This is a genomic window from Candidatus Omnitrophota bacterium, assembly GCA_016209275.1.
Classification (GTDB): domain Bacteria; phylum Omnitrophota; class Gorgyraeia; order Aquiviventales; family Aquiviventaceae; genus JACQWM01.
Genome location: JACQWM010000057.1, coordinates 1 through 11,979, shown reverse-complemented (window position 1 = coordinate 11,979; position 11,979 = coordinate 1). Strand labels below are relative to the sequence as shown.

General features: G+C 60.7%; 16 protein-coding genes. All 16 read right to left on the bottom strand.

Annotated elements, in window-relative coordinates; genetic code table 11:
* Window positions 1–632 (bottom strand): 3-oxoacyl-ACP reductase FabG (locus HY737_08340; protein ID MBI4598391.1); only part of this gene is annotated, 632 nt, incomplete at its 3' end.
* 5 nt (window positions 633–637) lie between these two features.
* Window positions 638–1,798, bottom strand: coding sequence for a beta-ketoacyl-[acyl-carrier-protein] synthase family protein (locus HY737_08335; GenBank protein MBI4598390.1), 1,161 nt, complete (start codon window positions 1,796–1,798; stop codon window positions 638–640).
* Between the two features lie 31 nt (window positions 1,799–1,829).
* Window positions 1,830–2,834 (bottom strand): response regulator, encoded by a 1,005-nt coding sequence (locus tag HY737_08330; GenBank protein MBI4598389.1) that lies wholly within the window; start codon window positions 2,832–2,834, stop codon window positions 1,830–1,832.
* Entirely contained in the window at window positions 2,835–3,068 is a 234-nt protein-coding gene (locus tag HY737_08325) for a helix-turn-helix domain-containing protein (GenBank protein ID MBI4598388.1), read from the bottom strand.
* A gap of 79 nt (window positions 3,069–3,147) precedes the next feature.
* Complete coding sequence (locus tag HY737_08320; protein MBI4598387.1) at window positions 3,148–4,257, bottom strand: hypothetical protein; 1,110 nt, start codon at window positions 4,255–4,257, stop codon at window positions 3,148–3,150.
* On the bottom strand, window positions 4,236–5,108 hold the full coding sequence (locus tag HY737_08315) for a TolB family protein (GenBank protein ID MBI4598386.1): 873 nt from the start codon (window positions 5,106–5,108) through the stop codon (window positions 4,236–4,238). The genes HY737_08320 and HY737_08315 overlap by 22 nt, the downstream gene beginning before the upstream one ends.
* Before the next feature lie 32 nt (window positions 5,109–5,140).
* A complete protein-coding gene (locus tag HY737_08310; protein ID MBI4598385.1) occupies window positions 5,141–6,286 on the bottom strand; it encodes an ATP-binding protein in 1,146 nt (381 codons plus the stop codon).
* Window positions 6,287–6,370: 84 nt separating this feature from the next.
* On the bottom strand, window positions 6,371–6,862 hold the full coding sequence (locus tag HY737_08305) for a chromate resistance protein (protein ID MBI4598384.1): 492 nt from the start codon (window positions 6,860–6,862) through the stop codon (window positions 6,371–6,373).
* Window positions 6,855–7,523, bottom strand: a complete 669-nt coding sequence (locus HY737_08300) for an ABC transporter ATP-binding protein (protein MBI4598383.1) — start codon at window positions 7,521–7,523, stop codon at window positions 6,855–6,857. The genes HY737_08305 and HY737_08300 overlap by 8 nt, the downstream gene beginning before the upstream one ends.
* Complete coding sequence (locus HY737_08295) at window positions 7,520–9,046, bottom strand: iron ABC transporter permease (protein ID MBI4598382.1); 1,527 nt, start codon at window positions 9,044–9,046, stop codon at window positions 7,520–7,522. Before HY737_08295 ends, HY737_08300 begins: the two co-directional genes overlap by 4 nt.
* Window positions 9,043–10,026, bottom strand: coding sequence for an extracellular solute-binding protein (locus HY737_08290; GenBank protein MBI4598381.1), 984 nt, complete (start codon window positions 10,024–10,026; stop codon window positions 9,043–9,045). The genes HY737_08295 and HY737_08290 overlap by 4 nt, the downstream gene beginning before the upstream one ends.
* 27 nt (window positions 10,027–10,053) lie before the next feature.
* Window positions 10,054–10,434 carry a type II toxin-antitoxin system VapC family toxin gene (locus HY737_08285; GenBank protein MBI4598380.1) on the bottom strand — a complete coding sequence of 127 codons (381 nt, stop codon included), beginning with the start codon at window positions 10,432–10,434 and terminating at the stop codon, window positions 10,054–10,056.
* Complete coding sequence (locus tag HY737_08280) at window positions 10,427–10,696, bottom strand: hypothetical protein (GenBank protein MBI4598379.1); 270 nt, start codon at window positions 10,694–10,696, stop codon at window positions 10,427–10,429. The genes HY737_08285 and HY737_08280 overlap by 8 nt, the downstream gene beginning before the upstream one ends.
* Window positions 10,697–10,836: 140 nt before the next feature.
* Window positions 10,837–11,277 carry a PIN domain-containing protein gene (locus tag HY737_08275; protein ID MBI4598378.1) on the bottom strand — a complete coding sequence of 147 codons (441 nt, stop codon included), beginning with the start codon at window positions 11,275–11,277 and terminating at the stop codon, window positions 10,837–10,839.
* On the bottom strand, window positions 11,249–11,443 hold the full coding sequence (locus HY737_08270) for a type II toxin-antitoxin system VapB family antitoxin (GenBank protein MBI4598377.1): 195 nt from the start codon (window positions 11,441–11,443) through the stop codon (window positions 11,249–11,251). The genes HY737_08275 and HY737_08270 overlap by 29 nt, the downstream gene beginning before the upstream one ends.
* 116 nt (window positions 11,444–11,559) lie before the next feature.
* Window positions 11,560–11,775 (bottom strand): hypothetical protein, encoded by a 216-nt coding sequence (locus tag HY737_08265; protein MBI4598376.1) that lies wholly within the window; start codon window positions 11,773–11,775, stop codon window positions 11,560–11,562.
* Between the last annotated feature and the right edge of the window lie 204 nt (window positions 11,776–11,979).

Sequence of the window (11,979 nt, the reverse complement as noted above, 5' to 3'; positions counted from 1 at the left end):
GTCATGCTCTGGGTCATGTCGGTGTCGATGTATCCGGGAGCCACCGCATTGACCGTGATGTTGTAGGCTGCCACCTCCTTGGCTAGGGCTTTGGTGAGCCCAATCACTCCGGCTTTACTGGCGGCATAATTGACTTGCCGAGCCGCCCCGACAATGCCTGAGATTGACGTGATGTTGACGATGCGCCCGGCTTTCTGCTTCATGAAGGTGACGATGGCGGCACGGCACGTGTTGAAGACGCCGGTCAGATTGGTGTCGAGCACGTCGTGCCAGTCGCTGGGATCCATCATCATGAGCGCTTTATCGCGGAGAATGCCAGCGTTGTTGATCAGGCCATCGAGCTTGCCGAATCGTTCGATGGTGTCAGCCACCACGTGCTGGGCGCGCTTGAGATCTTTGGCATCGGCTTGCACGGCGAAGGCTTCGTGGCCGGCATCGGAAAGTTTTTGGGCCAACTCGTCGGCGGCATTCTGTTGCTTCGAATACGTCAACGCCACGCGAGCACCCTGGCGGCAGAGCTCCTCGACGATGGCGCGGCCAATACCGCGCGAGCCGCCGGTGACGATCAGCACACGGCCTTCGAGCAAGCGCTCTGTTTGCGTTGATGGTCGTTGGATCGTCTGTGTTGGCATGAGTTTTAGCTCCGCGCGACCAGCAGAGCGGCTGAGGTGCCCATGGGGCCAAATGTATTGATGAGCGCTGTCTGTCCACCATCCTGAACCAGCGCGCCGAGGGTTGAGGCAAGTTGGAATGCGCCACCGGCGCTGAACGATTCGCCGATGAGCGATTTGACCGCGCCCACAGGAATCTCGTTGGTATGGGAATTAAAGACGGCGTGCAGCGCCGTGGTTTCCATCTCATCGCAGACTTTGGTGGAATTGGCGCACGCACTGATGTAATCGATCTCATCAGGCTCGACGTGGGCGTCCTTGAGCGCCTCGCGCATCACGGCGACCGGGCCGCGGGCTTCAGGATCCAAGCGGTACAGTGACTCCGGCCGGAACTGGCTGCTGTAGCTGAGCAGCTCGGCCACGATTGTTGCCCCGCGCGCTTGCGCATCGTCGAGCGATTCAAGCACGACAAAGACGGCACCCTCTCCTAGCAGCGCGCCGTTGCGTTTGTCATCAAACGGCGCAAAAAACGGCGGGCAGCCGTTTTGGGTCGTCGCCAAAAACCCTACCTTGTAAAAGCCTAAGAATGTCTGGATGCAGAACTCTTCAACGCCGCCAACAAGCAGCGCCTTGGCCCGGCCAAGCTGCAGCATGTCCATCGCATAGCCGATGGCATCGAGGCTCGCCGTAAAGCCGGTGGAGATGGTGGAGTTGAGGCCTTTTAGTCCGAACCGAATGGCCACTTGGCTGGCCGGGGAGTTGATCACCGTATTGGGAAAATGGGCCGGGTTGACGTAACGCGGGCCTTCGCGCAGGCCTTCTTTGTCGAATTCGCTGATGGAGTGCACGCTGCCCATCGTGGAGCCGAGGACGACGCCGATGTCGTTGCGATGCTCATCCGTGATGGCAAGCTGGGCATCCTCGATGGCGAGTTTGGCGGCGAGGAGCGAGAGGAGGGTGGTGCGGTCAAGGTTGCGCAGGCCTTTGGGGCCAAGATACGGCTCGGGATGGAAGTCGGAGATTTCGCCGGCGTAGCGGCAGCGGTACGAGGAGGCGTCAAAGAGGGTGATCGGCTTAATCCCTGAGACGCCGGAGGCGCAGTTGCGCCAAAACTCGTCTTTGCCGAGGCCGTTGGGGGCGACGATGCCAAGGCCGGTGATGACGATCCGCGGATGCTGGTCCACCATGCTTCCTCTCGCGTGGCGCTGGTGCGTTGCGTTACGTCTTGCTGCTATGACCGTTGAGCCGAAGGGCGGTGTGCTTAATCGTCGTGACGAGTTTGGCGAAGGAGCGGCGCTGGTCCACATACTGCAGCCCGAGCTGCTCGATCGCCTGCTTATCCGATGCCTCCAAGTTCAAGCCGTAGACGATCACTTCTTTGGGGCGGTAGGGCGATTCGACGATGCGCGAGGCGAGTTGGCCGCAGGGGATTTGGTAGAGCGTGTCGAAATTAATGAGCACGATGTCCGGCTTAAACGACATGAGTTTCTGCAGGGTATCATTGATCGAGTAGGCGAAGTCCAGCTCATAGTGGCCGCCGCAGCGGGCTTCATCGGTGAAACACTCTCGGAAGTACGGGGTGAGCCGATCCTTTTCGGTGGGCAGCACTTCGATCACAAACAATAACCTGGCCGCGGGCACGCCATCGACTTTTTGGCGGGAGGCGAGCGTTTTCATCAGGCGGCGCTCGGAATCGGTGAGCACTTCGATCACCCGTTTCTTGAGCGCATCCAGCCCCACCGGCTTGGCGAAGAAGGCGTCGCAGCCGAGCGCTTCGGCGGCCTTTTTGTTTTCCTCATCAAAGGCGGTGATCACAAACGTCTTGACGGCCGGATACCGCTGCTTGATTTCCTTTAGCAGCTCCAAGCCGTTCATGCCCGGCAGCTTGATATCGATGAAGATGAGCGCTGGCTGCTCCGCGGCCAGCAGTTTCAGGGCGGCCTCGGCGGAGGCGGCGGTCATCATCTGATAGCCGCGGCTGGAAAAAAAGCTGCTGAGGGTCTCGAGCATGGTGGTTTCGTCATCCACCACCAGGATCTTGCCCTTCACGATGGCCTGCTGCTCCAGGTACGCCTCGAAGTCCTCGCAATCCACGTAATAGTCGGCCTGGCAATAGTTTCGGATGTACCACGTGCGCTCGGTGCCGATCCACCGGTGCTGGCTGTCAGGTTTGACCCGGCAAATCACCTTCTCATTCTGGAACAGCGGACATTTGGCGGGCATTTATGCGGTAACCTCCTGAGAGATTTTGGACTTACGATGCCGACGGTGGAGCGGGCGGTTCCACTGCTGAGCCTTGAGCCACTCGTCGATGTCGATGCGGCGGAAGCGCCAGTGCTTGCCCACTTTGGCGGCCGGAATGCGGCCGCTTTGGGCCATGGAGTACAAGGTCGGCTTGGGAATTTTAAGGTAGTTGCGCAGCTCTTCCAGGGTGAGGATCTCGCCTTCCAGGGTCATGCCGTGCGCCTCCTATTACTCGTTATTGTTGGTTATTATATAAAACCTTCGCGGGCATCACAAGGGAAATTTTGGGCGCCTAACGTTCGACGAGGATTGGAAGTGTCGCCACGGCGTAGTGGTCGTCGTAGCTGAGGATATCCACGGTCAGCAGGTGCTCGCCTGGAGTCAGCCGGGTGGTGTCCCAGAGGAAGGTGTAAGGATTCAGGCTCTGCTCTTCCTCAAACAGGCGGATCAAATCCTCGAAGAGGACGACCTCGAAGCGCTGGTTGACGAAGCGCGCCGCGGTGGGGCCTTCCAAGGTGACGCGCACCGGGATCTTCCCGCGGACGATCACGCGGCCCTGCGCGTCTTTGCGGAACGTCTCTGGAAACTCCACGCGCACAATCCCTTCACGGCACTCCGCCCGAGGATGCTTCGCGTGGAAATAGCCGGAGGGGTGGACATTTGGGGCGTAAAGAGTTTTCCATTGACGATGGCCGATTGACGATTGAGAACCACGGATGATGATGGTGTTATCGGGAAGCGCAAAAGCCGCCAAATTCAGCGACAACTCCGGATGGTCGATCGCCCGAATCAAGCCTGAGGCATCCAGCCCGTCCCAGGCCAGCTGCTGGGCGCCGGCTTCCATCGGCTGCCAATCCAGCAGCGTGCGCAGATGCGGAAAACCCTTCAGACCGATGCGCAGCCGCACCCGCCCGGCCTTCGGCATCACCCATCCCAGCGTAGCCGTTGGGCGGTCGAAGGTAAAGTTTCTGGCGGTCAGCTCTTCCCCGCCGGTCTCGGTCGACGGATTGTACACGGCCTCGCGCCCGTCAGGAGCCTTCGCATGGATGACATAGCGATAGACGCCGTTGGGAACGGGTGTGTCATCATCGGCTCGGCCGTTCCAGCCCAGCGATCGCCTGCCGAATTCGACTGGCTCCGGCTCGGTGCGGCGCACAAGGCGGCCCTCATCGTCAACGATTTCCAGCCAAATGTCCGCGGTGTCCGATAGCTGAAATGAGACCAGCGCACCCGCCCGAGGCTGGCTCAGATCAAGCGTCTTCGGCTCCACCCGAACACCGCTGATCGCCAACTCGCCTCCAGCAGTCGTGGCTGGAAGAGTCGGCGCAACCGATCCCATCTGAGACGTGGCGCAGCCGGCAATCAGCGCGACCCCAAACGCTAGCGCCAGGCAGGATCGCATGCACCTCCCTCCGCCTTCAGCAGCAGCTGCTGATCCGAGCCGTCGGCGTTCATCACCCAGATCTCCATCTCGCCGGTGCGGTTCGTGGCAAACGCGATCGACCGGCCATCCGGCGACCAGGCCGGATGCGTATCGAGTCCCGGCGAATGGGTCAGTTGTGCCTGACGGCTGCCATCCGCCTCCACCACCCAAATCTCATCATCGCCGCTGGCATTCGAGGCATAGGCGATCTGCCGGCCGTCCGGCGACCAGGCCGGCAAAAAATCATTCGCCTCATTCGTGGTCAGTTGCGCGCGATCCGTCCCGTCCGCATTGACGACGAAAATTTCATAGCTGTTCGGCCCTTGTCCGCCAGAGTAGGCGATCTTCGTGCTGCCCGGCGACCAGGCCGGCTGCTGCTGCAGGCCAGGCTCCTGCGTGATCATGCGCGGGTTGCTCTCATCCCCCTTGGCCACCCACAGATTCGCTTGATCCGGCAGATCGGTGCGGAATTTCGAAAACACGAGCCACTGGCCGTCGGGCGAACGGGCCAGATCCCGCGCCGGCCACAGCTCGCGAAACCGCAGCTCATGCGCCTGGCTGCCGACCGTATTCTCAAAACACGCGTGGTTGGTCGTGCAGTACGCCACCTGGCCGTTGCCGCCCCACAGCGGACAGCGCTTATCGCCGGCAATGGCGGTCACCTGCACGTCCTCGCCCGTCGCCAAATCTTTCTGCCAGATTTGCCACGTGCCCTCGGTCAACCGGGTGTAGAGCAATTTGCCGGTGAGCGGTTTCTGCCCCTGCTCCGCCTCCACCGGCCATGCGCTCAGCACCAGCAGCGCCAGACTCATCCATCGAATGACTCGCATCTTCACCCTCGGCGTTTGCTCACCGTGTTCATCTACAGACCCAAATCGTTGAGGAGCGACTGCCACGGGAGGACCTCGATGCCGTCGATCACTTTGCGCACGCTCCCCAGATAGGCAATAACCGATCGGTGCTTCTTGCCGTAGTATTCGGCAAAGCTCCGAAACCCTCGCAGGTCGGATCGGCCGATCGTCGAGGAAGCCTTGGCTTCAATGGCGAGCACGTGCCGGCCATACTCAACGATGAAATCTACCTCCGCGCCATGTTCCGTGCGATAGGACGAGATGCGCAGCGATTGGTCTTTCGCCAACGCGCTGTCCACGAGCTGATTGAAGAGGAGGTGCTCAAACAGCATCCCAAGGCGATCCCCCGACGCGGTGAAGTTGTTCAGCAAGCCATTCAGCACGCCGGTATCAAAAAAGAAGTGGCGGGGGCTTTGGGTCAGTCGCCGGCGCTCGGATTTCCGAAACGCCTCGCACCGGCGCAGCACGAGGGTGTCTTCTAGCAACTCAAAAAATCTGACGGCGGATTGCCGAGGAACACCGGCCGCAGATGCGAGCTTGGACAGATCGAGGAACTTGCCCGCTTCGGCAGCCACGACGAATAGAAAGCGGGAAAATCCTTCGATATTCCTCGTCAACGCCTCGGCCTGAATTTCTTCCTTCAAGTAGGTCGACGCATACGTCTGAAGCGTTTTGCGTTGCGTGCCGGCATCCGGCTCGGTCCAAATGCCAGGCAAGGTGCCGATCTCCAACGCCTTGCTCGTCTGCAGCCGATACTCGAGTTCCGAGGCGACCACGGAGCCCAGATGATAGGTATGGATTCGTCCGGGGAGTAAATTGGCATGGCCGCGCTTCAGTTTCCTGGCACTGGAACCGGTGAGGTAATACTTGATCCTCCGATCCGATTCATCGAGCAGGACCTGAATCGTATTCAGGAGGCTGGGCAGGCGCTGCACTTCGTCAATGAAGACGGTCTTAAAGCGGCCAGCCGCCAAGCGCTCTTCCAGCTCGGCCGGGTTGCGGGCAAATTGCAGGTACGTGGGTTCATGCGCGAGATTCACGGTCAGATCAGGCTGGAGGGAGCGCACCAGGGTGGATTTCCCTGTTTGGCGAGGACCCAGCAGCAAGACGCTCCGGGTGGAGCGCCGTAGGCAAGCGCTTACGTGCCGAGGAATCATCAGCGGTGTCATGGCGGCTGAGAAGTAACTACGAGGTTATTTTACGCGGTATTATCACCAAATGTCAAGCGCAGTGCCGCTGGGTCAGGATGACCCTTGTGGCCTTTGCTGCAAGGCGCGATACACGCCATCCAAGACGATAAAGCTCTGCTCCAGCGCTTTGGCCGGGTCCGGTTCCTGCTTGGTGAGAGCGAGGATGCGCTCATTCAGGGCGCTGGCTTCCGTGTTAAACGAGCGCGAATAGGTCAGCTCGATCTCATGCACCATCTCGCCGAGGCGGATCAACGCCGCATCGCGCAGATGGGCATCCCGCAGGATTAGCTCGTACGTGGTCATCGTCTGCGTCGTTCGCCACGCCGCTTCCGGCGTGTTAAACGGAATGCCGTCGGTGATCAAGGCGCCCGAAGGATGGAACGTAAAACGCGCCTGGGGGTCGACAAACCGCTTGATGAGCCATGCCGAGGCGCACGCATCGAACTCCAACACATCACGTGTTGAGTAGACGTGCGGCTGTTGGGCGGCTTCGCCGGCGCTCGCAGCCAGCAGGCACACCAACAGCCCAGCGACCTTACGCATGCGATCGCTCCACGCGCTCGATGCGCCCGTGCGACATGAAGGCTTGCGATCCTGCCATCCGCGCCGCCAAATCCCGGTCGTGGGTCACATACACCAGCGTCATGCCAAAACGCGCCTGAAGATCCAGCATCAGGTGGGTAAGCGCATCCCGAAGCTCATCGTCCACATGGGCCAGCGGTTCATCCATCAGGAGGATGGAGGGCCGCCTGATGATGGCCCGGCCCAAAGCCACCCGCTGCTGCTCCCCGCCGGAGAGCTCCGACGGAGCCGACGCAGCTTTTCCCTCAAGCCGCAGCAACTGCAAGATGTTCGCCACCTCGTCTCGCCGCGCGTTTCGATCGCTGATCACGCGCTCAAGGCCAAAGGCGATGTTCTGCGCCACACTCAGATGCGGCCAGAGGGCGAGATCCTGGAACACCATGGCGATGTTGCGCCGTGCTGGGGCCACCGCCGTCGTGGCATTGCTGGCAAGCTGCCGGTTCAGATGGATCTCTCCGCCATCCGGCGTATCCAATCCTGCAATCAGCCGCAGCAGCGTGGTTTTCCCGCAACCGGAATGGCCGCAGATCACCATCCGCTCCTTCGGCTCAACGCGCAGCGTCACGTCATGCAGCGCTGCGGTTGCGCCGTACCGTTTGCTCAGGCCTGTGATGTCAATCATCGGCTGCGCCCTGTGGCCGCAAGGCATCCCAGGATCCCCACAGGGATCATGGACAGCGCGATCAGCATCACGCACAGCGCGACGGTAAACGGCCCGACATCGTAATGCATCAGCGTGTAAATCTTGCTGGCCAGGGTCTCTGAGCCTGCCGGCATCACCAGCAGCGTCGTATCGATCTCCGCCATCGAAAAGATGAAGCAGATGCTGGCACTCGCCACGATCCCCGGGCTCATCAAGGGCAGCAGAATGCGCCTGGCAATCGCCGGCCCCCCGGCACCGGTCAACGCGGCCGCCTCTTCCAAATGCCGATCCGTCTGCTTGAAGCTGCTCGCAAGAATCCTGACGGAAAACGGCAGAAACCGCGCCATCATGCCGATCACCAGAATCGGCATGCCGGCATACACCCAGCTAGTGCCGGGCCGGTTCCAGAGCTCGATTAACCCGATGCCCAGCACCGTCGCCGGCACTGCCAGCGGCAACACCGTGGCCACATCCAAGAGCCGTTGCCCCTGCCAGCGGGCTCGTTCGATCAACAACGCCAAGCCGAAGCCTAGCCCAAGGCAGCCGGCCGCACTCACTGCGGAAATCCCCAGGCTGCGAACAATCGCCGCCCAGGAGGCTTTCAGCGCGACCCAGTAGGCCAGCGCTGATCCTGACGCCATGACCAAGACACCCAGCGGAATCAGGCCGGAGACCGCAATCACCAGCCACGCAAACGCCGAGCCCGCCCCGCGGTATCGCCCCAGCGGCAGGATCCGCCCGCCCCCCTGGCCGGTGCCGGAGACGCTCACATAGCGCCGATTGCGCATCATCGCGTACGAGAGGCCAACCGCAGCCGCGGTCACCAGCAGCAGCGGCAGCGCCATGAGACTTGCCACGCGGTGATCATAGAACGCCGAATAGTGGGTGAAAATTTCAATCGGATAGGTCGGCACCCGCAGCAGCGCTGGCACGCCGTAGTTCGACACGGAAAAGACAAACACAAACAGCGCGCCAGCAAAAACAAAGGGGGCGATGAGCGGCAGGGTGATCGCGCCAATCGCTTTCCATGGGCCAACCGCAAGCTCGGCCTGCTCTTCAAGGCTCCGATCGAAGCTCGTCAACCCGGCGACGGTCAGCAGGCTGACGAACGGCAGATACGAAAGGCTCAGCACCCCGACGACACCTGCCGGGCCGTAGATCTGCGGGGCGAGCACCTTGATCCAGGCAATCGCCGCAATATACGGCGGAATCGCCAGGGGCAGCAATGCCGCGTATTGGGCCGCGCGTCTGAGGTACATGTCCGTGCGGCAGATGAGGAATCCGACCGGCACTCCAATCGCCAGGCAACACAGGCTCACCCCAACACCGATGAGCAGGCTATGCGTAAAGAGCCCGAGCACGCGTGGTGTCGCCACGGCGCGGCAGAACTCTTCCAGCACATGGTCCTGGCCTACTAGAGCCTGCACGATGGTTTGCGCTACCGGCAGGATCGCGATGACGATCAGCGCGGCCACCAGCAGCCCGCCGAGCCATCGCCTCATCGGATAAAAATCTCTTGCGCCGCGGCAGCCGACTCGTTGAGCCGATGGGCGACCTGCTCAAAATCCACGTCCATCACCCGGATCTGCCGATAGGAGGGCACGTGCGGCGGACGCTGCGCATCATCCCGCAGCGGAATTTGCGCGGAGGAGGCGAAGGCCAGTTTGCTTTCGGTTTCTTTGCTGAGCAGATAATCGATCAGCCGCTTGCCGTTGTCAGGATGCGGCCCGCCCTTGATCAATCCCACGGTATTCGGGATCAACAGCGTGCCGATCTGCCCCTCGCCCTGATCCGGGTAGATGACGCCGACCGGCTTGCCGTTGACGATGGCCACATGGGCATCGTCGGTATCCGTGAAGCCGATGGGCATTTCCCCGGCCGCCACCATGTCCCGCGAAGTGGAGTTGCCATCGACCATCGCCACGGCATTGGCCTTCAGACCCCGAAGGAACTGCTCCGCCTTCTCGCGGCCTAAGAGCACAGAGAGGCTGGCGACCTGGGTGGAGGTGGTGCCAAACAGCGGGTTCGCCAGCGCCACTTTTCCGCGCCAGGCCGGTGAGGTGAGCTCGAAGATGGATCGCGGTAGGTGATCCTCCGCCACCAGCTCCTTGTGATAGATCAGAATCCTGGCCCGCGCGGCAAACCCGGCCCAGTAACCGTGCGGATCCTTGAAATGCTCGGGAATCTCGCTGGCGTTGGCTGACGTATACGGTGTGAGGACCCCTTTATCTTTCAGAATGATGGTGCGGGCGATCTCGGAATTCCAGAAGACATCCGCCTGCGGGTGCGGCTGCTCGGCGATGAGGCGGTTGACCAGCCCGGTGGTTTTGGTCGCTTCCACGTCATACACGGCGCGCACACGGATCCCGGTGGCGTGCTGAAAATCCTTGAGGATCGGCTCAGAGAAGACTTGATCGAGCGAGGAGTAGACCACGACCTCATTGCCGCTGCGCGCGCAGCCGCCGGCGCACAGGGCCAGCATCACCGCAACCGCACAGCCTCGCAACATTCAGATATCTGGTGAGGCGAGTTTGAGCTCAGGCATGGGAAAATGGGGGACGTTGTAGGTCACGAGGCTCAATTCATGCACCACGGCGGTGGCGGCAATGAGCGCATCCGGCAATTCGAGCGAGGGCCCTCGACCTCGATACTGCCTGAGAAACTTGCCGGCGAGATCGGCAATGGCTCCATCAACCGCGTACGTTGACAGGCTGAGAAAGAGTTGCTCAATCTGATGCTGTTCACTGGGTCGAGCCCCCGCCCAGATTTCCGCCCGCGAGATCACGCTCACTCCGAAGGGTCCTTCGAGCCGTTCGAGACGCTGCATCGTTTCCTGGCGGCCGCGAAGCAGCCAGATCAGCACGTCCGAATCCAACAAGTAATTAGCCACGACGACCTAACCGTTTCAATCGACGCGCCGTCGACCCTCGCAGCCGCTTCAATTCCCTGTTCACATCGGTCTGCGTGCGCAGCTGCGCTCGGTCTTTCCACAGTCCGGCCACCTGGCGGAGCGTCGCCTTCTGGGTCACATCCGCCAAGTAGTGGGCGGTGGCTTCGGCGATGATGTGGCTGCGCTCCCCCGGCGGAATCAGCCGGCGCAATTGCGCTAACGTCTCTTTGGGGAACGTCACATTGATCTTCTCAACGGCCATCGTGATAACTCCATATGTTCTCTCTCATCTATCTCTCTAATGAGGATAGATGATATCTGGCTCTTTGTCAACCTCAAGATGTCCCTGGAGCTTCCTCAGAATTTACTCAATCGGGGAAAGTCCAACCTGACCCCTGGTGTCTAAGGGGCTGCCGGACGATACAGCAGCAGCGGCACCACCGCAGCGATCCGCTCAAAGTCCTCATCGAGCGTCCACAGCGGGACATGGTGCTGCTCGGCAGTGATCGCAATCAACAAATCGGTCAGGGCGGCTTGCGTGCCGCGGCGCGCGAGCGCAAAACGGCGTTCCTCGAGCTTCTGCCACACATCAGGCGGTAGCGGCAAATCGACCAGGGCGCTGAATACGTCGCGGAGGCGTCGAAACTCTGCCAGCGTGGGAGCCCCGGAGACAACCTCCGCCTGAATGGGAGCACAGGTTGCGACCGGCCCGAAGGATAACAGCGTATCCAACGTGCACGATTCGTGAGCGGAAGGCTGACGAAAAAACTTCACCCACACCGAGGTATCGACGAGGATCAGGGTGCGGCGGAGCTCAGGAGCGCTTGCGGGATGCGCGGACATCGACGGTCAACGCCACACCCCCCCGAAGCGCCCTGAGCTCTTCGAGCTTGTGGCGATGGATCAACTCTTGCAGCCCCAGGACAATCACCATGGTCTTGGTCTTGGCTTTCGAGACCGTCAGCGCCTCTTGCATAAGCTGGTCCGGCACCTCAATCGTTGTGCGCATATTTTTTCCTCCAAAAGTGCATATTTTATATGCCCTATATTAGCATAGTAATGTGGGCGCGGTCAAGTCGAAGTCGGCAATTGTCGTCGTGCTGGAAAGATGGGGTCAAACCGTCCCTATTTTTGCGAAGTGTACGTGTGGCTCCAGAGGGCGTCCAAGAACTCGCGCCAGGGCACGAGGGACACAGGTCCAACGGTTCTCGGCCGCGCCTCAAGCGTCACGCAGAGATAGCGCTTCAGCCGTCGCTCTTGCGCCAACGCGATCAGCGACTTCACGTCGTGGGGCGAGACGTTCTCCTTCGCCTTGGCCTCGATGGCCGTGTGATCGCCCATGATGAAATCCACCTCAAAGCCCGACGTGGACCGCCAGGGGAGTTCCGGGGACACATTACTTAAGGGTAAAGTCGTACTTTAGCCACCTGGATGATGAGTATGTTGCTCAAGCAAGTACATGAGCTGTTGAACTTGTTGATCGATGGAGAGTCGGCGATGATTGTAGCGCCAGACGTACTCGGCCAAGTACAGTGGCAAGCGCTC

Coding starts and splice junctions, on each gene's coding strand:
- HY737_08300 (MBI4598383.1), bottom strand. CDS start 7,523: ATGATTGACATCACAGGCCTGAGCAAACGGTACGGCGCAACCGCAGCG.
- HY737_08325 (MBI4598388.1), bottom strand. CDS start 3,068: ATGACCCTGGAAGGCGAGATCCTCACCCTGGAAGAGCTGCGCAACTAC.
- HY737_08330 (MBI4598389.1), bottom strand. CDS start 2,834: ATGCCCGCCAAATGTCCGCTGTTCCAGAATGAGAAGGTGATTTGCCGG.
- HY737_08270 (MBI4598377.1), bottom strand. CDS start 11,443: ATGCGCACAACGATTGAGGTGCCGGACCAGCTTATGCAAGAGGCGCTG.
- HY737_08290 (MBI4598381.1), bottom strand. CDS start 10,026: ATGCTGGCCCTGTGCGCCGGCGGCTGCGCGCGCAGCGGCAATGAGGTC.
- HY737_08310 (MBI4598385.1), bottom strand. CDS start 6,286: ATGATTCCTCGGCACGTAAGCGCTTGCCTACGGCGCTCCACCCGGAGC.
- HY737_08280 (MBI4598379.1), bottom strand. CDS start 10,696: ATGGCCGTTGAGAAGATCAATGTGACGTTCCCCAAAGAGACGTTAGCG.
- HY737_08275 (MBI4598378.1), bottom strand. CDS start 11,277: ATGTCCGCGCATCCCGCAAGCGCTCCTGAGCTCCGCCGCACCCTGATC.
- HY737_08335 (MBI4598390.1), bottom strand. CDS start 1,798: ATGGTGGACCAGCATCCGCGGATCGTCATCACCGGCCTTGGCATCGTC.
- HY737_08265 (MBI4598376.1), bottom strand. CDS start 11,775: ATGGGCGATCACACGGCCATCGAGGCCAAGGCGAAGGAGAACGTCTCG.
- HY737_08315 (MBI4598386.1), bottom strand. CDS start 5,108: ATGCGAGTCATTCGATGGATGAGTCTGGCGCTGCTGGTGCTGAGCGCA.
- HY737_08320 (MBI4598387.1), bottom strand. CDS start 4,257: ATGCGATCCTGCCTGGCGCTAGCGTTTGGGGTCGCGCTGATTGCCGGC.
- HY737_08295 (MBI4598382.1), bottom strand. CDS start 9,046: ATGAGGCGATGGCTCGGCGGGCTGCTGGTGGCCGCGCTGATCGTCATC.
- HY737_08305 (MBI4598384.1), bottom strand. CDS start 6,862: ATGCGTAAGGTCGCTGGGCTGTTGGTGTGCCTGCTGGCTGCGAGCGCC.